Genomic DNA, 20547 nt, shown 5'->3' with positions numbered 1-20547 from the left:
TGGCCTGTCAACCATCAGATGTCGCCGCTGTGAGCGTTCAGGGCGTCGGTCTCAGGCGCCCTTCTCGCCCGGGTGGAGCATGACGCGGCAGTCGATGCACCACCACGCGCCGAGGATGGCTTCCGTCGGCCCCAGACAATCGGGACAGTAGGGGGCGCTCAGATAATCGGGGGAGGAATCCATACCCTGAGTGTGCCGCCGACTCCCGGAACGGGCCAAGAGGATTGCGCGCGGGTGACGGTCTAGCTGGGTCCGGCGGCCGTCCTCGCAGACCTCAGTGTCCTCGCAGACCTCAGTGTTCTAATATCGACCGTATGGCACTCCTGTATCAGGCCGAGTTGAGGCCGTCCAAGATCGAACTCATCGAGGCGTGGGCTCCCACCCAGCCGTGGTTTGCGGGGAGCGCCGGTGCGACCTTCTCGAACGTCGGGTCATTCCGCTTCGACGATCCCGCCGGCGAGGTGGGAATCGAGACAATACTTGTCCGCGCAGGGGACGGCCCACTGCTACAGGTTCCCCTGACCTACCGCGGGGCGGAGCTCGAGGGCGCAGACGAGTGGCTCATCGGCACCATGGCTCACTCGGTGCTCGGCCGGCGGTGGGTGTACGACGGGGCCGGCGACCCGGCCTACCTGACCGCGGTGGCGACGGCGGCGCTCACGAGCGGCGGCCAGGCCCAGCTTCACATCGACATCGACGGCGAGCGGGTCGTGCGGGAGCCGACGGCGTTTGTCGTCGGAAGCGGGACGCCGGCCGCATCCGTGCCCGTGGTGCCCGCGGGCACACGGGTGTCCACCCGGTCTGAGCAGGGAAGGACCGTGGTGGAAGCGAGTGATCTTCGCCTCGTCGTCCTCCGCGTGCTCGGCGCCCCGGGAGCAACGATGCGCGCATTCAGCTCACAGGAGGTGCTCAGCGGCACCTGGTCGGGCCAGGCCGAGCCCCGAGCGCTCGTGCTGGTTCAGGCGGCCCCGGTGCAGACATCCGTGCCCGCGGATGACTGAACGCACCCTGATCCTGCTGCGACACGCCAAGTCGGACTGGTCCGGCCCCGGATCTGACGTCGACCGGCCGCTGGCCGGTCGCGGGCTGCATCAGGCGCCTTCAGCTGGGCGCTGGCTGGCCGATAACGTGGGCGACCTCGATCTCGCCGTCGTGTCACCGGCGACCCGGGCTCGCAGCACGTGGGAGCTGGCCTCGGCTGAGTTGGACACCACACCGGAGACGCGGATCGACGATCGGGTGTACGCCGCCTCCGCGGGTGAGCTCCTCGCCGTCGTTCGAGACCTGCCCGACGACGTCGAAAGCGTCGTTCTGGTCGAGCACAACCCCGGCTTCGAGGGCCTCGTGTCACTTCTCACCGGAGAGTTCGTCCCGATGAAGACGTCAGCCCTCGCGGTGATCGGCTGCATGGGCCCCTGGTCGGCCGCCGGGAGCGTCTCCGCGAGCCTGCGCGCATTGGGACGGCCGCCTCGGGGCCTGTCCGGTCGCTGATGGCCCGCTCAACCCCGCGGTTCAGCTGAGATCCGCGAGGAAGTGTACTGTCGTCGGCGTACATGCCACTACGACGAAAAGGGCGGACAACGGGATGTGAACGGGTTGTGACCGCCGCCTTCGCCCTCGATGCGAAAGGAATGCCCATGACCGAAATCGTCGATATTGAAGCGGCCGGAGCGGAGCCGGAGGACACCCTCGGCCCGGTCGACTGGATCGTCGTGGAGTTCCCGGGCAGCCGGTTCAACGGCTCCATCGGACCCGAAATCGCGTCGTTGGTCGAACAGGGCGTGGTGCGGGTGCTCGACCTGTTGATCATCAGAAAAGATGCCGATGGCGCCCTCGAAGTGTTTGAAATCGAGGACCTCGAGGAGGCGGAGTTGGGCGAATTGCGTTCCTTTGAGACCGCTCTCGCGACGCTCCTCAGCGAAGACGATGTGACGGCCGTCGCCGAAGCCGTCGAACCGGGCAGCAGCGCTGCCCTCCTGGTCTGGGAGAACCTCTGGGCTGCTCCGTTCGGTTCCGCGGTCCGGCGGGCCGGCGGCCAGCTCATCGCGAGCGGGCGCATCCCGACCCAGACGCTCCTGGCGGCGCTTGAGGCAGACCGGGCAGATGAAACAGACGACCTGGAAGGGATCTGACATGCCCATTGCACGCAGAAGAGTCGGCCGTCCGGGAGTGGTCGGTCACGCACCGATCGCACGAACCGCGGCCGTTGTCGGTACCGCTGCTGTGGTCGCCCACGGTGTCGCCCACGGTGTCGACCGCCGCAGCGACCGTCGTGACGACAGGCGCGATCGGCGCTGATCCGAAGCCTGCTGATCCGGGGTTCAGGTGCTCGGAGCCGTGCCGACGACGTAGGCCTTGATGACGTCACGAGTGTGCAGCGGCCCGGTGCCGGAGAGGGGGGCCACCTGGACGGACCAGCGTGGCGAGGACCGGTCAATGCCGTCTGCGCTGCCGGCCCAGACGGCATCTCCACCCGTGCACGAGTAGGTCCCGTACCAGCCGGGGTACTGGGCCAGGTTGTTCCAGACGCCGCCGCTGCGCATCAGACACCGTTCACCGTCGGCGAGCAGCAGGCCGAGGGGTTGCGCGGCCGGTGGTGCGGGGACCGTGGGGAGATCGCCCTTGCTCGTCATCCTGGCCAGGTCGACCTTCCACGGGTCCCGGAAGCAGAGCACGGAGCCGGGGGAGGCGTCCTTCCAGCAGGCGACGGCGTAGACGCTGGAGGGGGAGCAGCTGAGGATGTTGTCGTCGACGGCGACCAGGGAGGGCCGCGCATTCGTCGGGGTGGTTCCGCAATCGACCGTGACAGCGGAGTCGTCCGTGACGGTGAACCCGGCCGCGGGCAGACCGGCCTGGGAGACGGGGCGAACCACGACCTGGTCGGTGGGGGCGGACCCGCTGCCAGTGGTCGACGGTGCGGACGACTGCGCGGTGCAGCCGGTGACGAGCACGAGTGCGCTGCCCAGCACGATCAGGGGCAGTGAGATCAGGCGAAGTGAGCGCATTTCGGCCCTCCTGTTCCGCACGGCCAGGTCTTTCTGGTCGTTGCCGCCGACCAGTCGTCGACCAGTTGTCCCGGCCTTTCGAAGGCAGACGGTACCCGCGGCGAAATCTGGCGTCAAGTCCTCAGGGCCGCACACCGAAGCGGCGGCCCTCGGCCGGGTCTAGATTGAACGACGACACCCCAGGCTCGTTCGCATCGAGGAGGATTTCATGGCCGCACGTGTGCTCTGGTCGCGCATTCTCGTCGCCCTCGGCGGGATCGGGATGGCGCTGGGAGCCGTCGATCCGGTGGAAGGTTCCCTGCTCATCCTTCTCGGCAGTGCCCTGGTCGCGTTCGGCCTGTTTCTCGGCAAGCGAGAGCGACCCGTGCTGCTCTATTCTCTGTGGGTCCTGGTCCTGATCGCGTTCGGCGTCGGGGCGTTGTTCGCACTGAGCGCGGTCGGCGGCATCGGCGGCGGGAGCGGGCGTTCGATGTGGTGGGGAGTGCTGATCCTGCCGTATCCGATCGGCTGGCTGATGGCGCTTGTCGGTGCGATGTACCTGTTGGTCCGATATCTGAGGGACCGCAGGCGCGCGCCTCACCCGTAGCGGCGCTCAGGGGTGGCGCGTCCCCCGGCCGTCGAGGACGGCCCGGTAGCCTTGCTGATAGGTCGGGTAGGTGAAGACGAAACCCGACTCGAGCAGGAGCCGGTTGCGGAGGCGCTTGTCACCGCCGCGGTGGCTCTCGGTCGCGACGGTTTCCGGCAGCGGCAGGCCGAGCTCGGTGGCGAGGAAGTTCAGCACCTCCCGGCTTACCACCGGGGCGTTGTCCACACCGAGGTAGAGGGGTTCGGGCGACTGGTTGCGACTCATCAGGTGCACGATCGCGGCCGCTGCGTCGTCTCGGTGAATGCGGTTCGTGTGCCGCGACTTTGCGGACACGGTGGCGCCGCCTTCCCTGACCTGGGTGATGAGACGCTCCCGGCCGGGGCCGTAGACGCCGGCCAGCCGGAACACGACCGCCGAGGGAATGCGCGAGTGCAGCAAGTGTTCGGCTTCGAGCAGGATGGCGGCGGTTCCGGGCCGGGGGTTCGCCGGCGTCTGCTCGTCGACCCAGCTGCCATCGGACACGTCGTAGACGGCAGTGGAGGAAACCAGCAGGAACCGGTGCGGCGTGACCCGCGCGTCGTCCAGGCCGTCGAGGAGGTTGCGGAGGCCGTCGACGTAGGCCGCGCGGTAGGCCTCCGGGGTGGGGCTGCCCGGGGTGAGGGCGACGATGACGATCTCGGTGTCGGGCGGCACGACCGGCTTCTCCCTGCTGAGGTCGACCGACTGGCCTGAGATGGCCGCGGGGAGCAGCTCTGTTCGACGGCGCAGTCCCACGACGTGGTGGCCGAGCTCCGCGAAACGCAGGCCGACCTCCGTGCCGAGGTCGCCGCATCCTGCGATGAGTACCGTCATCGATCTCCAATGTTCCGTCTAACGGTAGCTTCTCCAGGACTGAAGGGACGGCGGATGCCATGATCGAAGCGGGGGTTGCCCCCAGGCTGCCGCATTCGCCCGGCCGTGCACCGCAACCGCCTGGCCCGGGGGAACATGTTTGCATGGAGTGATCTGAGAATACCGATCATCGCAGCGCCCATGGCGGGAGGTGCGTCCACACCTGAGCTCGTCGTCAGCGTCGGCGAGGCGGGAGGGCTGGGGTTCCTGGCCGCCGGATATAAGACGCCGGATGCGACGGCCCAGCAGATCATCGAGGTGCGGCAACGCACGCATCGCCCCTTCGGTGTCAACGTGTTCGTTCCTGGGCCGCCGCTGACTGACCAGACTGGAGTTGAGTCCTTCCGTGATGAACTGGCCGGGACCGCGCGGGCATACGGTGTGGAGCTGCCACCGATCCGGGTTGCGGATGACGACTGGTTCCCCGAGAAGCTGGCCCTGCTCGCCGAGCTGCGGGTCCCCGTGGTGTCTTTCACCTTCGGGCTGCCGCCGATCGAGTGGGTGCGGGAGCTGGGCGCTGCCGGCTCATACCTGATTGCGACGGTCACATCCGTTCAGGAGGCAGCGCTCGCCGGGGAACGAGGAATCGACGCGCTCTGCGTTCAGGGCACGGAGGCGGGAGGCCACCGAGGGACGTTCACCCCGGTTGAAGAGCCGGGGACAGTACCGCTGGCCGAGCTGGTCTCCGCCGTCCGTGAGGTCTCCCGGCTGCCGATCGTCGCAGCCGGCGGCATCCATTCCGGGGCGCAGATCGCCGCCCTCCGGGAGTCGGGAGCGGTCGCCGTGCAACTCGGAACCGGGTTCCTCCGCACCGATGAGTCAGGGGCCCACCCGTCGCACCAGGCTGCGTTCGCCGACCCGCGATTCTCTCGGACCGTGATCACGCGGGCGTTCTCCGGCCGCCCCGCCCGCGGCCTGCTGAACGCGTTCATCACCGAGCACGACGCCGCCGCACCCCGGGCCTATCCCCAGGTGCACCACCTCACGAAGGGGCTTAGGGCGGCAGCCGGCCGGCGCGGCGACCCGGACGGACTCGCGCTCTGGGCAGGCACCGGATACCGGTCTGCGAAAACCGGGCCTGCTTCGGACGTGCTGATGGGGCTGTGGGAGGAGACGCGCCTCGCGCCAGGCGCGGAAACGGAAAGGGACGTGTGACTGACCCGGTTGCTCGAACAGAGGTGGATCCGCTGCTGCCGGGTTCGCGGGATCCTGCTCAGGTTGCAGGGGGGCCGCGCTGTGGGAATCGTTGACGGCGAGGCCAGCGTCGGGCAACCCTCAGAACGGTGCGGGATCAGGGCCGGGATCGAGCACAGATTCCGGTGCAGGCTGCGGCGGCGGTTCCGGTGCCACGGCACGGATGACCGTGGCCGGCTCGGTCATGAACGAGCGCCCACTCGGTGACATCCACTCCAGAACACCCAATTCGAGGTGCTTGACGCTCCACCCGGTCTCGCTTTTCAGCGCATGGCATGACGGACACAGGTGCGCGAGATTGTCCTCGGCTGTCAAACCGTTGAACTGCCAGTCCAGCGAATGGTCGATGTCCGAATGCGCCGCCGACCGGTTGCAGCCCGGGAACCGGCAGGTTTCGTCCCTCAGCCGGAGGTAGCGCTTGAGGTCGTTGGGCACCTTGTACCGATCCCGGCCGACCGAGAGCACCACCCCCGTCGCCGGATGCACCAGAAGCCGGGTGAAGCTCGGCGCCCCAGCCGCGATCCGCCGCGCGGTGTCGGCGTCAATCGGGCCGTACCCCTCCAGGTGGGCGGGTTCGTCATTGAGACCCATCAGGCTGAACACCGGGACCGTGATGTTCACCGAACCCCGGATGCCCTTGCCCAGTCCCGACGGCGTGACCCCGTTGAGGATGAGATCCTCGAACACGTCCGCCTTCAACTGGGTGAGCGTGCGGTCCTCCTCGGCGCACTGCAGACTCAGCGCCATCAGAGTTCGTAAGCGGCCTGCGCCTTCTCCGCGCTGGCGTAGAAGGTGAGCGACGCCATGCCGTCCGGCTCGGGCTCGAAGAACACGGCCCGGTCCTGCACGGATTTCTGGTGCCGCGCCTTGATCGTCTCCGGGTGCCACCGCTCCCGCAGAATCCGCGCGTTGTACTTCAGCTTCGAGGCGGTGAGAGTCGACGCGGATTTGAGTACCGCCGCTTCGAACTTCGCGCGCCCTTCTGCGGGAACCGACCAGGCCTGATTGATCACCGCCTTGGCGTGCTGGTAGCTGATCTCGCCCGATGCGAGCGCGGCCCGGGTCGCCGGGAGGTCACAGGCCAGGGCCCGGCTCTCCGCGACCAGGTTCTCCGCCGTGCGCTGCGGCACCCGGATCGTGCAGGCAAGTTCGCTGGAGAACTCCCGCTCGGCCACCTCCCGGGCGTCCCAGCGGGCACCCGGAATCCGGGCGGCGTTGTGGGCGATGGCCTGACCGAATCTGCGGGCGTCTTCGATCAGGCGAGCGACCTTGGCCTGGGCCCGGGCAACCTCACTGTGGGCGTCTTTGATCGCGTCGAAATGCCGGCCCATGGCCTCTCGCTCTTCGATCACTGCTGGCTTCATGAGGAACACGCTACGGGCACCCACCGACACGGCCCCGGCATCCGTGGACACCGTGGATAACCTGATCAAACCCACATTGTGGAGGACAAGTCGCACCCCGACAAGCAACACGGAGTGCAGTGGAGAACCGAGGGGAGCCTCTAGGCTGTGGTGATGACCACAGTCCTCGTTCTGAACGGCCCCAACCTTGGACGACTCGGCAGTCGCGAACCCGACGTCTACGGTTCGGCTGACCTCGACCAACTGCGGGCAACCCTCGTGCAGGCGGCACCCGCCGGGGTCACCGTCGATGTGCGCCAGACCGACGATGAGGCCGAGCTGATCCACTGGCTCTACGAAGCCGTCGACGAGCGGATCCCGGTGATCCTGAATCCGGCCGCGTTCACGCACTACAGCTACGCGCTGCGGGATGCCGCCGCCCTCGTCACCAAGGCCGGCCTCACCCTGGTGGAGGTGCACCTGTCCAACCCGCACGCCCGGGAGACCTTTCGCCACACCAGCGTGGTCAGCGCCGTCGCGACGGGAGTGATCGCCGGCTTCGGGTTCAATTCCTACCGCCTGGCCCTGGACTTCATCACCCGTTCCCTGGTCGACAGCACCGACAGCACCGACAGCACCGACAGCACCGGTACAGCCCGCTGACCTGCCGCCGCGGCAGCCTTTGGCTCACAGGGCCGGGGCAACTACACTTGTTTGAGGCCGATTCGGCCGCGCACCTTCCTAATTGAATGGAACACCTTTTCATGGCATCTACCGCCGATATCCGAAATGGCGTCGTACTCAACATCGACGGCCAGCTCTGGGCTGTAACCGACTTCCAGCACGTCAAGCCCGGCAAGGGTGGCGCCTTCGTGCGCACCAAGCTGAAGAACGTCGTCACGGGCAAGACCGTCGACCGCACCTTCAACGCCGGCGCCAAGATCGAAACCGAGAACGTCGACCGCCAGGACTTCCAGTACCTGTACGCGGACGGCGACTCCTACGTCTTCATGGACGTCTCCGACTTCGACCAGCTGCACGTCCCCGCCCTGGTCGTGGGCGACGCCACCAACTTCATGCTCGAGAACCAGAACGTGACGATTGCCCTGCACAACGGCAACCCGCTCTACGTCGAGCTGCCGGCATCCGTCGTGCTCGAAATCACCTACACCGAGCCTGGCCTCCAGGGTGACCGCTCCACCGGCGGCACCAAGCCCGCCACGGTCGAAACCGGCTTCCAGATCCAGGTTCCGCTGTTCCTCGAGCAGGGCACCCGGGTCAAGGTAGACACCCGCACCGGCGATTACCTGGGCCGCGTCAACTAGTGAGCGCGCGCACTAAAGCGCGCAAGCGCGCGATCGACATTCTCTACATCGCCGACGTTCGGCAGATCACCATCCCGGAGTCCCTCGCCCTGGAAGCCCAGCGGGCGGCCAACGAGCCGGCCCGGATGGCGTCCTGGCTGTACGCGCGGGAGATCGTCGACGGCGTGGTGGACCACCGCGACGAGATCGACGAACTGATCGAGACGTACTCGCAGGGCTGGACGCTCAAGCGCATGCCCGTGATCGACCGCGCGATCCTGCGCATCGGCATCTGGGAGGTGCTCTTCAACGACGCCGTTCCGCACGCCGTCGCCATCGACGAGGCCGTCGAGGCCGCCAAGATCCTGTCGACGGATGACTCGGCCGGCTTCGTCAACGGACTACTCGGGCGCATCGCCCAAACCGCACCAACCGCGTAACCCGCGGCCAGCCAGGGGGACCGCATGACCAGCACCACGCCCGAACCGTCGAACGAGCCTGCTCCCTACATTCCGGTCCCCGGCTCACAGCCGTACCCGCAGCGGCCCAAGACGAACACGCTCGCGATCGTCTCCCTGGTGTCGGCGTTCTTCGTCTCCCTCGCCGCCGTGATCACCGGGCACATCGCGCTGGGCCAGATCAAGCGCCGCGGCGAAGGCGGGCGAGGCCTGGCCATCGCCGGCCTGATCCTCGGCTACGCCGGCATCGTCGCCACGATCATCGGCGTCGTGCTGTTGATCGTGTTCGCGGCGGCGCTGGGAGCATTCTTCAAAACCGCAACCCACGACGGATCCACCGGCGGGTCGACGTCGCAGGCAACGAGCCCGCCCCGGGCCGGCCTCCCCACCGGCACGGTCGGAGCGGCGAACTTCGACGCGGGGTACCTCGTCGTGGGCACGGGCCCCGACGTGGTCGACGTCTACTTCGACCCGATGTGCCCGTACTGTCAGCAGTTCGAGACGGCCAACGGCGACCAGCTCGCCGCCCTGGTGGCCGATGGGAGCATCACGCTGCGCCTGCACTCGCTGACCTTCCTCGACCGCGCCTCCCTCGGCACGGAGTATTCGTCCCGCGCCTCCGCCGCGCTGACCTGCCAGGCCACGCTGAACCCCGACGCCACTCTCGACTACCTCGCCGCCCTGTTCGCGAACCAGCCCGCGGAGAACACCGAAGGTCTCAGCGACGACGAGCTGGTGGCCCTCGCCGGCGACGGTTCGAGCATCGCGGAGTGCGTCGCATCCGGTGACTACCAGGCCTGGTCCCAGGCCAACACGGAGCAGGCCCTCACCGGCACCATCCCGGATGCCGACATCACGCAGATTCAGGGCACGCCCACCGCACTGGTCAACGGCAGCGTCTACTCCGGCAGCGTCACCGACCCGGCCGAGTTCCTCGCCTTCCTCGGCGCCAACGCCGTCTCCTAGCCCGGCGCCCTGACCCGGGTCAGGTGGAGACGCTGATGCTGGCGACGTTTCCGACGATGGATGCCCACGGGCGGATGTCGTCACCCGGCTGCTTCTTGTAGGGGTGGCCCGTGTGATCGCGGCAGTCGAAGGCGATCTCGGCCTCGAACGCGACGCCGATGGCGTAGGTGTGCGAGCCCTGCAACTGCAGCGTCACCGACAGGTCGGTGAACGCCTGCCGCTGTGAATTGATGATTGACCCGCCCTGCCCGCTCTCGCTGAACCTGAACAGACTGCGTGAACCGAATGGCCCAGGAGCTCCCACTGGCCCGTGACCGGGTCGATCTCCCAGCCGGCCAGATAGGCCGTGCCGCGGTACGCGAAGTGAGCGAACCCGGCCGGTGTGCCGGGCATGTGCCACCAGCGGGTTTCGGTGACGAGATCGATGTCGGCGCTCACGGTGACGGTGGAGAGGCTGGCCCGGGGAGTGATGCTGACGCCGGTACCGGCGAAACCGATGTAGCTCGGGTTCAGCGCGGAGACGTTGACCCAGCTGAACAGGCGGCCGTCCTTCTCCGAGGCGGAACTGCCGGCGGGCTGGCCCTTCTCCGTGTTCGACCACCGGTACCGGTACCGGTGGTCGCCCGGCGGCGCGACGAACCAGTACCTCTTGAAATCAGCCTCCGCCGGAATGTAGAGGCTGTCCGGCCAGGTCAGGGTGAAGACCGGACGGTCCCGGAAATACTGCGAGAATACCGCGTCCCGGTACTTGTGCACGCTCTCGAGCCGGGCCTCCTCGGTGGGAGCCAGGAGCTCGAGTTCGCGCTGCACGGACTCGATCTCCTGACGCCGCAACAGGCTGATCGGTCCGGCTGGTGCGCCCACCTCCGAGGCGAACGGGGACGGGCCCCGAGCTTCCCCTCGTCGTGACGCCTCGTCCGTCGGCGACATTGTCGGTCTCCCTCCGCAGCCTTTCCCGGGTCTGGCCCATCGTTGCCGGTAGCCTAACCGCGGCCGGCGCCCGTTGCTAGGGGGACCGCGGCCAGGGGAGGCGGCGTGAGGTGTTAGGGTGAAATCGGAAAAGATTTCCTTTAACAGCCGTCCGGTGAGGCGGGGAAGGAGGTCAGGTTTATGGCACGAACAGTGCTGAACCAGGCTGACATCACGCGAGCGTTGACTCGGATCTCCCACGAGATCCTGGAGTCCAATCGCGGCGCTGACAATCTCGTGATCCTGGGGATCCCCACCCGCGGTGTGGTACTCGCCCAGCGGATCGCGGAGACGATCCGGCGGATCGAACCGGCGGCGACCGGGGTGCGGGTCGGCTCCCTCGACGTCACGATGTACCGCGACGACCTCGCTCACACCCGCACCCGAACCCCCTCACGCACCCACGTCCCTGGGAGCATCGAGGGGGCCACCGTCGTGCTTGTCGACGACGTGCTGTACTCGGGCCGCACCATTCGTGCCGCCCTCGACGCCCTCGGCGACCACGGCCGCCCCACCGTCGTGCGCCTGGCCGTTCTGGTCGACCGCGGGCACCGGGAGCTGCCGATCCGTGCGGACTTCGTGGGCAAGAACCTGCCCAGCTCGACCGACGAACGCATCAACCTGCACCTGCTGGAGGTCGACGGCGACGAATTCGTCAGCATCGACGGCGGAGACGGCCCAGCGCACGTGGGCGCAGAGAACGAGGACGCGTCATGAGGCACCTCCTGTCGACCAAGGACATGAGCCGGGACGACGCGATCACGCTCCTCGACATCGCCGAGGACATGGCGGATGTCGCCGACCGCGAGGTCAAGAAGCTTCCGACCCTGCGCGGCAAAACCGTGGTCAACCTCTTCTTCGAGGACTCGACCCGTACCCGGATCTCGTTCGAGGCGGCCGCCAAGCGGCTCAGCGCCGACGTGATCAACTTCAGCGCGAAAGGATCGAGCGTGTCGAAGGGCGAGAGCCTCAAGGACACGGCCCAGACCCTCGCCGCCATGGGGGCGGATGCCGTCGTGATCCGCCACCCGGCCTCCGGCGCCCCGCACGTGCTCGCCGAAAGCGGCTGGATCGACGCCGGCATCATCAACGCGGGCGACGGGATGCACGAGCACCCGACCCAGGCGCTGCTGGACGCGTTCACCATCCGTCGTCGCCTGCACCAGGGCGGTGCCCGCGGGAAAGGCCTGGACGGCGTCACGGTCACCATCGTCGGCGACATTCTGCACTCCCGGGTCGCCCGCTCCAACGTGTGGCTGCTCACCACGTTGGGGGCACACGTCACGTTCGTCGCCCCGCCCACGCTGCTGCCGATGGACCTGACGGGGTGGCCGGCCGAGGTGGGTTTCGACCTGGACGCCGCGATCGACTCCGGCCCGGACGTGGTCATGATGCTGCGCATCCAGCTGGAACGGATGAACGCCGCGTTTTTCCCGAACAGCCGGGAGTACTCGCGCCGCTGGGGCCTGGACGATGAGCGTTTCGCCCGGCTGGCTCCGACTAGCATTGTGATGCACCCCGGCCCCATGAATCGCGGCCTGGAAATATCTTCAGCGGCGGCCGACTCGGCCGGCTCAACCGTGCGCGAACAGGTCGCGAACGGTGTTTCAGTGCGGATGGCGGCACTGTACCTGCTGCTGTCCGGCGATCGGGAGGATTCATAAATGTCCAGCGAACGCGCTGCCAGCACGCGCTACCTGATCAGGGGCGCCACACTTCCGGACGGAACCGGCACTGACCTGGTGCTCGCCGACGGACGCATCACCGAACTCGGCTCCGGTCTCTCCAGCGCCGGAGCGAGCGTCATCGACGCCGCCGGCCTGATCGCCCTGCCGGGACTCGTCGACCTGCACACGCACCTGCGCGAGCCGGGATTCGAGCAGAGCGAGACCATCCTCACCGGCAGCCGGGCCGCCGCGATCGGAGGCTTCACCAGCGTCTTCGCCATGGCCAACACCTCGCCCGTTCAGGACACGGCCGGGGTCGTCGAGCAGGTCCTCGCCCTCGGCGAACGGGCCGGCTACGTCACCGTGCAACCCATCGGCGCGGTCACCGTCGGACTCGCGGGGGAGCGCCTCGCCGAACTCGGCGCAATGGCGGCCAGCCGCGCCCGGGTACGGGTCTTCTCCGACGACGGCTTCTGCGTGTCGGACCCGCTGCTGATGCGCAGGGCCCTGGAATACGTCAAGGCGTTCGACGGGGTCGTCGCCCAGCACGCCCAGGAACCGAGACTGACCGAGAAAGCTCAGATGAACGAGGGCGCCCTCTCCGGCGAACTCGGGCTGACGGGCTGGCCGGCGGTCGCCGAGGAATCGATCATCGCCCGCGACGTGCTGCTGGCCGAGCACGTGGGGTCCCGCCTGCACGTGTGCCACGTGTCGACGGCCGGCTCGGTCGACGTCATCCGCTGGGCCAAGGCCCGTGGAATTAACGTGACGGCCGAGGCCACGCCCCACCACCTGCTGCTGACCGAAGACCTGGTCGTCGGTTACGACGCCCGGTTCAAGGTGAACCCCCCGCTGCGCCGCCGGGAAGACGTGGAGGCACTGCGCGCCGGCCTCGCCGACGGCACGATCGACATCGTGGCCACCGATCATGCCCCGCACCCAGTGGAGTCAAAGGACTGCGAATGGGATGCCGCGGCGAACGGCATGGTCGGCCTCGAGTCCGCCCTGTCCGTCGTGCACGCGGCCGTGGTCGCCGGCGGACAGCTGGACTGGTCCGACATCGCCCGGGTGCTCTCGGCCACCCCCGCCCGGATCGGCCGCGTGAACGGCCAGGGCCAGGGGCTCGTCGTGGGCGCTCCCGCCGAGCTCACCCTCTACGATCCGTCGGCCAGCCGGGTCTTCGACCGCGAGGACCTGGCCGGCAAGGGCGTCAACTCGCCCTACCTGACCATGACCCTGCCCGGCCGGGTGCACGCCACCTTCCACCGGGGCTACGCCACAGTGCTGGACGGAATGCTGCGGCCGATCGCGGAGATCGCCGCCCACGGGGAGAACGACCGTGGCTAGGACCATCGCCACCGTCATCACCGTCGCGGTGCTGCTCGGCGTGCTCGCGCTGATGTACCGCAGCTGGCGCGGCCGCGGCCGGCGCGACGCGGCACTGCCGGCCGGTTACCCCCTGCCGGTCGACGCCGGCGCCGAACTGGCGTCCGTCGCCGTGTTCTACGTGGCCACCACCCTGCGCGGCCGACCGCTGGAGCGCCTCAACATCAGCGGGCTCGGCTTCCGGGCCAGGGCACGCCTCGCCGTGACCGAGGCCGGCGTCATGCTGGTCCTCGCCGGCGAGGAGACCGTCTTCATCCCCGGCGCCGCGATCCAGGTGCTCGAGGACGCGACCTACGCCATCGACCGCGTGGTCGAGCCGGACGGGCTGCTTCTGCTGGGCTGGCGCCTGGCCGGGCCGACCACCGGCGCGTCCCGGGTGGACGAGCCCCAGACCGTCGACAGCTATTTCCGAGTCCTTGACCCATCCGACCGCGTCAAACTGAACGACGCCATCCGAACCATTGCGGCCGACGCCCTGCGCCCGGCCACGCATGATGAAAGCGAGGCGTAGCGTGAGCAACGCAGCGACCCCCGACCGACCGACTGCCGCCGTACTCGTGCTCGAAGACGGCCGCCGCTACGAAGGCCGGGCCTACGGCAGCCAGGGCCAGACCCTCGGCGAGATCGTCTTCGCCACCGGCATGACCGGCTACCAGGAGACCCTCACCGACCCGTCCTACGCCGGCCAGATCGTGCTGATGACGGCTCCGCACATCGGCAACACCGGCGCCAACGACGAAGACATGGAATCCCGCCGCATCTGGGTCTCCGGTTTCGTGGTGCGCGAGCCGGCCCGGATCGCCTCCAACTTCCGGTCGACCCGCAGCCTGGACGATGACCTCGAGAGCGGGGGAGTCGTCGGGATCAGCGGCATCGACACGCGCGCCATCACCCGCCACATCCGGTCCGCCGGCGCCATGAGAAGCGGCATCTTCTCCGGTGACCGCTTCGCCATTTCCGACGGCGAACAGCTCGAGCTGGTGCGCTCCGGCGCCGCCATGCGCGGCCGCAACCTGTCCGACGAGGTCTCCACCGTTGAGCCGTTCTCGGTCCCCGCGCAGGGGGAACGCATCGGTTCGGTCGTCGTGCTCGACCTCGGCGTCAAGACGTCCACTCTCAACCACCTGGCCGCACGCGGCTTCGAGGTTCTGGTGCTGCCCCAGTCGGTCACCGCGGAGCACGTGCTCTCGCTGAACCCCTCGGCCGTCTTCTTCTCGAACGGCCCCGGCGACCCGGCCGCCTCCGACGCCCACGTGACGCTCCTGCAGGAAATCCTGCGCGCCGGCGTGCCCTACTTCGGGATCTGCTTCGGCAACCAGCTGCTCGGCCGCGCGCTGGGGTTCCGTACCTACAAGCTGCCTTTCGGCCACCGCGGCATCAACCAGCCGGTCCTCGACAAGAGCACCGGCCGGGTGGAGATCACGTCCCAGAACCACGGTTTCGCCGTGGACATGCCGATCGAGGGCGTGCACGACTCCCGCACCGGATTCGGCAAGGTCGAAGTGAGCCACTACAGCCTCAACGACCAGGTGGTCGAGGGCATCCGCTGCCTCGATATTCCCGCCTTCTCGGTGCAGTACCACCCGGAGTCCGCGGCCGGCCCGCACGACGCCGAGTACCTTTTTGATCGGTTCAGGGAAGTGGTGGTCGCTCATCGTGCGGCCGCCGGAGCAGGAGACGCCAAGTAATGCCCAAGCGCGACGACATCAACAGCGTTCTCGTCATCGGGTCGGGACCGATCGTGATCGGCCAGGCCTGCGAGTTCGACTACTCGGGCACCCAGGCGTGCCGCGTGCTGCGGGCAGAGGGAGTCAGGGTCATCCTGGTCAACTCGAACCCGGCCACGATCATGACCGACCCCGACTTCGCCGACGCCACCTACATCGAGCCGATCACCCCGGAGATCCTCGAAACGATCATCGCCAAGGAGCGTCCGGATGCGATCCTGCCCACTCTCGGCGGGCAGACGGCGCTCAACGCGGCCATCCAGCTGCACGAGCGCGGCATCCTGGCCAAGTACGACGTGGAACTGATCGGCGCCTCCTTCGAGGCCATCCAGAAGGGGGAGGACCGCCAGATCTTCAAGCAGCTGGTGCTTGACGCGGGCGCCGGCGTCGCCCGCTCCTACATCGCCCACACGGTCGACGAGGCCGTCGGGTTCGCAGGCGACCTCGGCTACCCCCTGGTCGTTCGCCCCTCCTTCACGATGGGCGGCCTCGGTTCCGGCTTCGCCTACACCGAGCCCGAACTGCGCCGCATCGTCGGCGACGGGCTGCACCAGAGCCCCACCAGCGAGGTCCTGCTCGAGGAGTCCATCCTCGGCTGGAAGGAGTACGAGCTGGAAATGATGCGCGACACCGCCGACAACACGGTCGTCGTCTGCTCGATCGAGAACGTGGACCCCGTCGGCGTGCACACCGGCGACTCGATCACGGTCGCCCCGGCCCTGACCCTGACCGACCGCGAGTACCAGAAGCTGCGCGACATCAGCATCGACATCATCCGCGCCGTCGGCGTGGACACCGGCGGCTGCAACATCCAGTTCGCGATCAACCCGGCCGACGGCCGCATCATCGTGATCGAGATGAACCCGCGCGTCTCCCGCTCGTCCGCCCTGGCCAGCAAGGCGACCGGCTTCCCGATCGCGAAGATCGCGGCCAAGCTCGCCCTCGGCTACCGGCTGGACGAGATCCCGAACGACATCACCGGCGTCACCCCGGCCAGCTTCGAGCCCACCCTGGACTACGTCGTGGTCAAGGTGCCCCGGTTCGCGTTCGAGAAGTTCCCGGCCGCCGACCAGCGCCTGACCACTACCATGAAGTCCGTGGGCGAGGCGATGGCCATCGGCCGCAGCTACACCTCCGCGCTGCAGAAGGCGCTCCGCTCGCTGGAGAAGCGCGGCTCCTCCTTCCACTGGGGTGCCGAGACCCGCACGGTCGAGGAACTCCTCACCGTCGCGGAGGTTCCGACGGACGGGCGCATCGTGACCGTGCAGCAGGCGCTCCGCCGGGGCGCCACGATCGAGCAGGTCTTCGAGGCCACCAAGATCGACCCCTGGTTCATCGACCAGATCGTGCTGATCAACGAGATCGCCGACGAGATCGCGGCCGCCGAGCGGCTCGACACCGACATCCTCCTCCGGGCCAAGGACCACGGCTTCTCCGACGCCCAGATCGGCGAGCTGCGCGGATTCGGCGAAGCGGATGTCCGCACGGTGCGCCACATCCTCGGGGTGCGCCCGGTCTTCAAGACCGTCGACACCTGCGCAGGCGAGTTCCCCGCGCTGACGCCGTACCACTACTCCAGTTACGACCAGGATACCGAGGTCGTGCCCAGCGACCGCAAGAAGGTCGTCATCCTCGGCTCCGGCCCGAACCGGATCGGCCAGGGCGTCGAGTTCGACTACTCCTGCGTGCACGCCTCCTTCGCCCTCTCCGAGGCCGGCTACGAGACGATCATGATCAACTGTAACCCGGAGACGGTCTCGACCGACTACGACACCTCCGACCGGCTCTACTTCGAGCCGCTCACCCTGGAAGACGTGCTCGAGGTCATCCACGCCGAAAGCCGGAGCGGCGAACTCGTCGGCGTGGTCGTGCAGCTCGGCGGCCAGACCGCGCTCGGCCTCGCCAAGGGGCTAGAAGCCGAGGGGATCCCGATCCTCGGCACCACCCCGGCGGCGATCGACCTGGCGGAGGAGCGCGGACTGTTCTCCGGCATCCTCGACCAGGCGGGCCTGCTCGCGCCCCGCAACGGCGTGGCCACCGACTACGCCGGCGCCGTCGTGGTGGCCGAGGAGATCGGCTACCCCGTGCTCGTGCGCCCGAGCTACGTGCTCGGCGGCCGGGGCATGGAGATCGTCTACGACTCCGCGTCACTGGCCGACTACTTCACCCGGATGGCCGGTCAGGGCATCATCGGCCCGTCGCATCCGTTACTCGTGGACCGGTTCCTCGACGACGCGATCGAGATCGACGTTGACGCCATCTACGACGGCACCGAGCTTTACATCGGCGGCGTGATGGAGCACATCGAGGAGGCCGGGATCCACTCCGGCGACTCGAGCTGCACCCTGCCGCCGGTCACCCTCGGCCGCGCGGAGATCGACCGGGTGCGCGAGGCGACGCTCGGCATCGCCCACGGCATCGGCGTGCGCGGCCTGCTGAACGTGCAGTTCGCCATCGGCGCCGGCGTGCTCTACGTGCTCGAAGCGAACCCTCGCGCCTCGCGCACCGTGCCGTTCGTGGCCAAGGCCCTCGGCATCACCCTGGCCAAGGCCGCCGCGCTGATCATGGTCGGCAAGACCATCGCCGAACTGAAGGCCGAGGGCAAGCTGCCCCTGATCGACGGCTCCAGGGTGCCGATGGATGCCCCGGTCGCCGTGAAGGAAGCTGTGCTCCCGTTCAACCGGTTCCGCACGCCGGAGGGCCTGGTCGTGGATTCCGTGCTCGGGCCGGAGATGCGCTCGACCGGTGAGGTCATGGGCATCGACCGCGACTTCCCGCGGGCCTTCGCCAAGAGCCAGCTCGCGGCCTACGGCGGAATTCCGCTCACCGGCACCGTCTTCGTCTCGGTCTCCGACCGGGACAAGCGCGCCATCATCCTGCCCATGCTGCGGCTGCAGCAGCTGGGCTACACCATCACGGCGACGGAAGGGACCGCGGAGGTCCTGCAGCGGAACGGCATCCGTGCCGGCATCGTGACCAAGTTCAGTGAGAAGGCCGACGAGGCGGACGTGTCGATCGTGGAACTGATCCGCCGCGAAGAGGTGCAGATCGTCATCAACACGCCCGGCGGCCGCACCGCCCGCGCCGACGGCTACGAGATCCGCGCGGCCGCGGTCGCCGCGGACCTCCCGCTGTTCACCACCATCGCCGAGTTGAGCGCAGCCGTTGCCTCGCTCGACGCCATCCGCGGCGGCTTCGAGGTGACCTCGCTGCAGGAGTACACCACCACCCGGACCAACGCGCTGTGAACGGGGGAGACGGCGCGGCCGGCCCGTCGACCTTCGGCGGGCGGCTGGGGCAGGCCTTCTCGCGCTGGGGGCAGCTGTGCGTCGGGATCGACCCGCACGCCTGGCTCCTGACGGACTGGGGGCTGCCGGACACGGCTGCGGGCGCCGAGTCGTTCGGACGGCAGGTCGTGGCGGCCTCCGCCGGGCAGGTGGGCCTGGTGAAGCCGCAGGTGGCGTTCTACGAGCGGTTCGGCTCGGCCGGCTACGTGGCGCTGGAACGCGTCCTGGCGGACGCCCGTGAGGCCGGCCTGCTCGTGATCGCCGACGTCAAGCGCGGCGACCTGGGCACCAGCGTCGAGGCCTACGGGCAGGCGTGGCTCAGCCCCGGTTCGGCCCTCGAGGTCGACGCCATCACCGTGAACGCCTACATGGGCGTCGGCTCGCTCGCGGAGGTCTTCACCCTCGCCGGTGAAACCGGGAAGGGCCTCTTCCTGCTCGCAGCGACCTCGAACCCGGAGGCGGCGGCCATCCAGCGCGCCGTCGTCGCCGACGGGCCGCAGGCCGGCGTCACCGTCGCGCGCGCGGTCTTCGATGACGTTTCCGGCCGGAATGCGGGCAGTGTCACCGAACTGGGCTCGTTTGGGGTTGTGCTCGGGGCGACCCTGGACCTGGCCACGTTCGGCCTCGATCTGTCGTCGGCACCCGCGACCGGGCTCACGCCCATACTCGCCCCGGGCTTCGGTCACCAGGGCGCGGAGGTGTCTAAACTGAGGATCTTGTACGGGGGGTACGCTCGAGGCGTTATCGTGAGTGAATCGCGCAGCGTTCTAGCGGTCGGCCCCGACCGAATCAAAAAGATGATTGCGCGCCGAGTAGTTGAAGCTGGAGCGGCCCGTGGCTGAGAAACGCCCTACCCCACCTGACGTCGACCGGGTTGCAGCCTCGCGCGCAGCCGTGGCGGCCCGCCGAGCGCGCGCCGCCGTTAAAACGCAGATCGCACAAGGAAAACGTTCGGCACTCGAAGTGCTGGCTGCGGCCACGGAAAGCCCGGAGGGCATCGAGGGCCGGCTGCGGGTGACGGAATTCCTGGTGAGCATCCCGGCCATCGGCGTCACCAAGATGCACCGCATCATGGAGAAGCTCGAGATCTCGCCATCGAAGCGTTTAGGCGGCCTCGGCAAGCACCAACTCGCCCGGTTGCAGGACTTCCTCACCACCCGCACCACCTCCCGGCGCGGAGAATCCGCCGCCCGCCTGGTTGTTCTCGCCGGACCGACCGCGGTCGGCAAGGGAACCGTTGCCGCCTACATCCGTCAGCGCTACCCCGACGTGCACCTGTCGGTGTCGGCGACGACGCGGGCGCCCCGGCCGGGCGAGACCGAAGGCGTGAGCTACTTCTTCGTCGACGACGCCGAGTTCGACCGCATGGTCGATGCCGGGGAACTCCTGGAATGGGCGACCGTGCACAACGCCTACCGGTACGGCACCCCCCGCGGCCCGGTCGACGAAGCCCTCAGCCACGGCGACAGTGTGCTCCTCGAAATCGACATCCAGGGCGCCCGTGCCGTTCGCCGGGCCATGCCGGAAGCCCGGCTTGTCTTCCTGCTGCCGCCCACCTGGGAGGAACTCGTGCGTCGGCTGATCGGCCGGGACACCGAAAGTGGCGCCGAACAGACCCGCCGACTGGAGACCGCCAAGCTCGAATTGGCAGCCCAGGGGGAGTTCGATTTCCGGGTCGTGAACCACGACGTGGCCGAGGCCGCCCGCGAGGTCGTAGACTTGTTGAATCTGCGCAAGGCACCGCCGCTGCCATAGCGCCCGTTT

23 protein-coding genes are annotated in these 20547 nt (G+C 68.4%); 17 read left to right on the top strand and 6 right to left on the bottom strand.

What is annotated here, in order from left to right; genetic code table 11:
- Window positions 1–314: 314 nt before the first annotated feature.
- The 3 genes from E3T42_RS13195 (at window position 315) to E3T42_RS13185 (ending at window position 2132) form a co-directional block, all read left to right on the top strand.
- Entirely contained in the window at window positions 315–1001 is a 687-nt protein-coding gene (locus E3T42_RS13195) for a hypothetical protein (RefSeq protein WP_134403133.1), read from the top strand.
- Window positions 994–1491 (top strand): histidine phosphatase family protein, encoded by a 498-nt coding sequence (locus tag E3T42_RS13190; RefSeq protein WP_134403132.1) that lies wholly within the window; start codon window positions 994–996, stop codon window positions 1489–1491. The genes E3T42_RS13195 and E3T42_RS13190 overlap by 8 nt, the downstream gene beginning before the upstream one ends.
- A 146-nt stretch (window positions 1492–1637) precedes the next feature.
- Entirely contained in the window at window positions 1638–2132 is a 495-nt protein-coding gene (locus E3T42_RS13185) for a DUF6325 family protein (protein WP_134366692.1), read from the top strand.
- A gap of 189 nt (window positions 2133–2321) precedes the next feature.
- Here E3T42_RS13185 and E3T42_RS13180 read toward each other — a convergent pair whose 3' ends face one another.
- Window positions 2322–3005 carry a hypothetical protein gene (locus E3T42_RS13180; RefSeq protein ID WP_134403131.1) on the bottom strand — a complete coding sequence of 228 codons (684 nt, stop codon included), beginning with the start codon at window positions 3003–3005 and terminating at the stop codon, window positions 2322–2324.
- A gap of 208 nt (window positions 3006–3213) precedes the next feature.
- Here E3T42_RS13180 and E3T42_RS13175 point away from each other — a divergent pair, with 208 nt between their 5' ends.
- Window positions 3214–3591: a hypothetical protein gene (locus E3T42_RS13175; RefSeq protein WP_134366690.1), complete on the top strand. Its 378-nt coding sequence runs from the start codon at window positions 3214–3216 to the stop codon at window positions 3589–3591.
- Between the two features lie 6 nt (window positions 3592–3597).
- On the opposite strand, the gene E3T42_RS13170 is transcribed toward E3T42_RS13175, so the two are convergent.
- Complete coding sequence (locus E3T42_RS13170; RefSeq protein ID WP_134403130.1) at window positions 3598–4443, bottom strand: NAD-dependent epimerase/dehydratase family protein; 846 nt, start codon at window positions 4441–4443, stop codon at window positions 3598–3600.
- 135 nt (window positions 4444–4578) lie between these two features.
- On the opposite strand from E3T42_RS13170, the gene E3T42_RS13165 reads away from it, so the two are divergent.
- Window positions 4579–5637, top strand: a complete 1059-nt coding sequence (locus E3T42_RS13165) for a nitronate monooxygenase family protein (RefSeq protein WP_134366688.1) — start codon at window positions 4579–4581, stop codon at window positions 5635–5637.
- 120 nt (window positions 5638–5757) lie between these two features.
- Here E3T42_RS13165 and E3T42_RS17440 read toward each other — a convergent pair whose 3' ends face one another.
- Together E3T42_RS17440 and E3T42_RS17435 are read right to left on the bottom strand one after the other, a co-directional pair.
- Window positions 5758–6423 (bottom strand): HNH endonuclease signature motif containing protein, encoded by a 666-nt coding sequence (locus tag E3T42_RS17440; protein ID WP_255574059.1) that lies wholly within the window; start codon window positions 6421–6423, stop codon window positions 5758–5760.
- A complete protein-coding gene (locus E3T42_RS17435; RefSeq protein ID WP_255578701.1) occupies window positions 6423–7040 on the bottom strand; it encodes a DUF222 domain-containing protein in 618 nt (205 codons plus the stop codon). The genes E3T42_RS17440 and E3T42_RS17435 overlap by 1 nt, the downstream gene beginning before the upstream one ends.
- A gap of 153 nt (window positions 7041–7193) precedes the next feature.
- Here E3T42_RS17435 and E3T42_RS13155 point away from each other — a divergent pair, with 153 nt between their 5' ends.
- The 4 genes from E3T42_RS13155 to E3T42_RS13140 all read left to right on the top strand — a co-directional run bounded on the left by E3T42_RS13155 (window position 7194) and on the right by E3T42_RS13140 (window position 9747).
- Window positions 7194–7682, top strand: a complete 489-nt coding sequence (locus E3T42_RS13155) for a type II 3-dehydroquinate dehydratase (RefSeq protein WP_134403128.1) — start codon at window positions 7194–7196, stop codon at window positions 7680–7682.
- A 101-nt stretch (window positions 7683–7783) separates the two neighbouring features.
- Window positions 7784–8344: an elongation factor P gene (gene efp / locus E3T42_RS13150; protein WP_134366685.1), complete on the top strand. Its 561-nt coding sequence runs from the start codon at window positions 7784–7786 to the stop codon at window positions 8342–8344.
- Window positions 8344–8763 (top strand): transcription antitermination factor NusB, encoded by a 420-nt coding sequence (gene nusB / locus E3T42_RS13145; protein WP_134366684.1) that lies wholly within the window; start codon window positions 8344–8346, stop codon window positions 8761–8763. Before efp ends, nusB begins: the two co-directional genes overlap by 1 nt.
- A gap of 24 nt (window positions 8764–8787) precedes the next feature.
- Complete coding sequence (locus tag E3T42_RS13140; RefSeq protein ID WP_134366683.1) at window positions 8788–9747, top strand: thioredoxin domain-containing protein; 960 nt, start codon at window positions 8788–8790, stop codon at window positions 9745–9747.
- A gap of 19 nt (window positions 9748–9766) precedes the next feature.
- On the opposite strand, the gene E3T42_RS16800 is transcribed toward E3T42_RS13140, so the two are convergent.
- Together E3T42_RS16800 and E3T42_RS13135 are read right to left on the bottom strand one after the other, a co-directional pair.
- A complete protein-coding gene (locus E3T42_RS16800; RefSeq protein WP_166787095.1) occupies window positions 9767–9943 on the bottom strand; it encodes a hypothetical protein in 177 nt (58 codons plus the stop codon).
- A complete protein-coding gene (locus tag E3T42_RS13135; RefSeq protein WP_134403127.1) occupies window positions 9940–10677 on the bottom strand; it encodes a hypothetical protein in 738 nt (245 codons plus the stop codon). The genes E3T42_RS16800 and E3T42_RS13135 overlap by 4 nt, the downstream gene beginning before the upstream one ends.
- A gap of 180 nt (window positions 10678–10857) precedes the next feature.
- Between E3T42_RS13135 and pyrR the strand changes: the two genes are divergently transcribed.
- The 8 genes from pyrR to gmk are packed head-to-tail and all read left to right on the top strand — an operon-like array spanning window position 10858 to window position 20538.
- Complete coding sequence (gene pyrR, locus E3T42_RS13130) at window positions 10858–11433, top strand: bifunctional pyr operon transcriptional regulator/uracil phosphoribosyltransferase PyrR (RefSeq protein ID WP_134366681.1); 576 nt, start codon at window positions 10858–10860, stop codon at window positions 11431–11433.
- Entirely contained in the window at window positions 11430–12380 is a 951-nt protein-coding gene (locus tag E3T42_RS13125; protein WP_134366680.1) for an aspartate carbamoyltransferase catalytic subunit, read from the top strand. The genes pyrR and E3T42_RS13125 overlap by 4 nt, the downstream gene beginning before the upstream one ends.
- A complete protein-coding gene (locus tag E3T42_RS13120; protein WP_134366679.1) occupies window positions 12381–13730 on the top strand; it encodes a dihydroorotase in 1350 nt (449 codons plus the stop codon).
- Window positions 13723–14280 carry a hypothetical protein gene (locus E3T42_RS13115; protein ID WP_134366678.1) on the top strand — a complete coding sequence of 186 codons (558 nt, stop codon included), beginning with the start codon at window positions 13723–13725 and terminating at the stop codon, window positions 14278–14280. The genes E3T42_RS13120 and E3T42_RS13115 overlap by 8 nt, the downstream gene beginning before the upstream one ends.
- Window positions 14264–15457: a glutamine-hydrolyzing carbamoyl-phosphate synthase small subunit gene (gene carA / locus E3T42_RS13110; RefSeq protein ID WP_134366755.1), complete on the top strand. Its 1194-nt coding sequence runs from the start codon at window positions 14264–14266 to the stop codon at window positions 15455–15457. Before E3T42_RS13115 ends, carA begins: the two co-directional genes overlap by 17 nt.
- Entirely contained in the window at window positions 15457–18744 is a 3288-nt protein-coding gene (gene carB, locus E3T42_RS13105) for a carbamoyl-phosphate synthase large subunit (RefSeq protein ID WP_134403126.1), read from the top strand. Before carA ends, carB begins: the two co-directional genes overlap by 1 nt.
- Window positions 18741–19625 carry an orotidine-5'-phosphate decarboxylase gene (pyrF, locus tag E3T42_RS13100; protein WP_174235667.1) on the top strand — a complete coding sequence of 295 codons (885 nt, stop codon included), beginning with the start codon at window positions 18741–18743 and terminating at the stop codon, window positions 19623–19625. The genes carB and pyrF overlap by 4 nt, the downstream gene beginning before the upstream one ends.
- A complete protein-coding gene (gene gmk / locus E3T42_RS13095; RefSeq protein WP_134403125.1) occupies window positions 19618–20538 on the top strand; it encodes a guanylate kinase in 921 nt (306 codons plus the stop codon). Before pyrF ends, gmk begins: the two co-directional genes overlap by 8 nt.
- Window positions 20539–20547 lie beyond the last annotated feature (9 nt).

Source organism: Cryobacterium sp. TMT4-10, from assembly GCF_004403275.1.
Lineage (GTDB): Bacteria > Actinomycetota > Actinomycetes > Actinomycetales > Microbacteriaceae > Cryobacterium > Cryobacterium shii.
This window is presented reverse-complemented; position numbering and strand designations above follow the sequence as displayed.

Coding starts and splice junctions, on each gene's coding strand:
- carA (WP_134366755.1), top strand. CDS start 14,264: ATGAAAGCGAGGCGTAGCGTGAGCAACGCAGCGACCCCCGACCGACCG.
- E3T42_RS13135 (WP_134403127.1), bottom strand. CDS start 10,677: ATGTCGCCGACGGACGAGGCGTCACGACGAGGGGAAGCTCGGGGCCCG.
- efp (WP_134366685.1), top strand. CDS start 7,784: ATGGCATCTACCGCCGATATCCGAAATGGCGTCGTACTCAACATCGAC.
- E3T42_RS13170 (WP_134403130.1), bottom strand. CDS start 4,443: ATGACGGTACTCATCGCAGGATGCGGCGACCTCGGCACGGAGGTCGGC.
- E3T42_RS13140 (WP_134366683.1), top strand. CDS start 8,788: ATGACCAGCACCACGCCCGAACCGTCGAACGAGCCTGCTCCCTACATT.
- E3T42_RS13155 (WP_134403128.1), top strand. CDS start 7,194: ATGACCACAGTCCTCGTTCTGAACGGCCCCAACCTTGGACGACTCGGC.
- E3T42_RS13195 (WP_134403133.1), top strand. CDS start 315: ATGGCACTCCTGTATCAGGCCGAGTTGAGGCCGTCCAAGATCGAACTC.
- E3T42_RS17440 (WP_255574059.1), bottom strand. CDS start 6,423: ATGGCGCTGAGTCTGCAGTGCGCCGAGGAGGACCGCACGCTCACCCAG.
- E3T42_RS13125 (WP_134366680.1), top strand. CDS start 11,430: ATGAGGCACCTCCTGTCGACCAAGGACATGAGCCGGGACGACGCGATC.
- E3T42_RS13165 (WP_134366688.1), top strand. CDS start 4,579: ATGTTTGCATGGAGTGATCTGAGAATACCGATCATCGCAGCGCCCATG.
- pyrR (WP_134366681.1), top strand. CDS start 10,858: ATGGCACGAACAGTGCTGAACCAGGCTGACATCACGCGAGCGTTGACT.
- E3T42_RS13180 (WP_134403131.1), bottom strand. CDS start 3,005: ATGCGCTCACTTCGCCTGATCTCACTGCCCCTGATCGTGCTGGGCAGC.
- E3T42_RS13190 (WP_134403132.1), top strand. CDS start 994: ATGACTGAACGCACCCTGATCCTGCTGCGACACGCCAAGTCGGACTGG.
- E3T42_RS13185 (WP_134366692.1), top strand. CDS start 1,638: ATGACCGAAATCGTCGATATTGAAGCGGCCGGAGCGGAGCCGGAGGAC.
- E3T42_RS17435 (WP_255578701.1), bottom strand. CDS start 7,040: ATGAAGCCAGCAGTGATCGAAGAGCGAGAGGCCATGGGCCGGCATTTC.
- E3T42_RS13120 (WP_134366679.1), top strand. CDS start 12,381: ATGTCCAGCGAACGCGCTGCCAGCACGCGCTACCTGATCAGGGGCGCC.
- E3T42_RS13175 (WP_134366690.1), top strand. CDS start 3,214: ATGGCCGCACGTGTGCTCTGGTCGCGCATTCTCGTCGCCCTCGGCGGG.
- carB (WP_134403126.1), top strand. CDS start 15,457: ATGCCCAAGCGCGACGACATCAACAGCGTTCTCGTCATCGGGTCGGGA.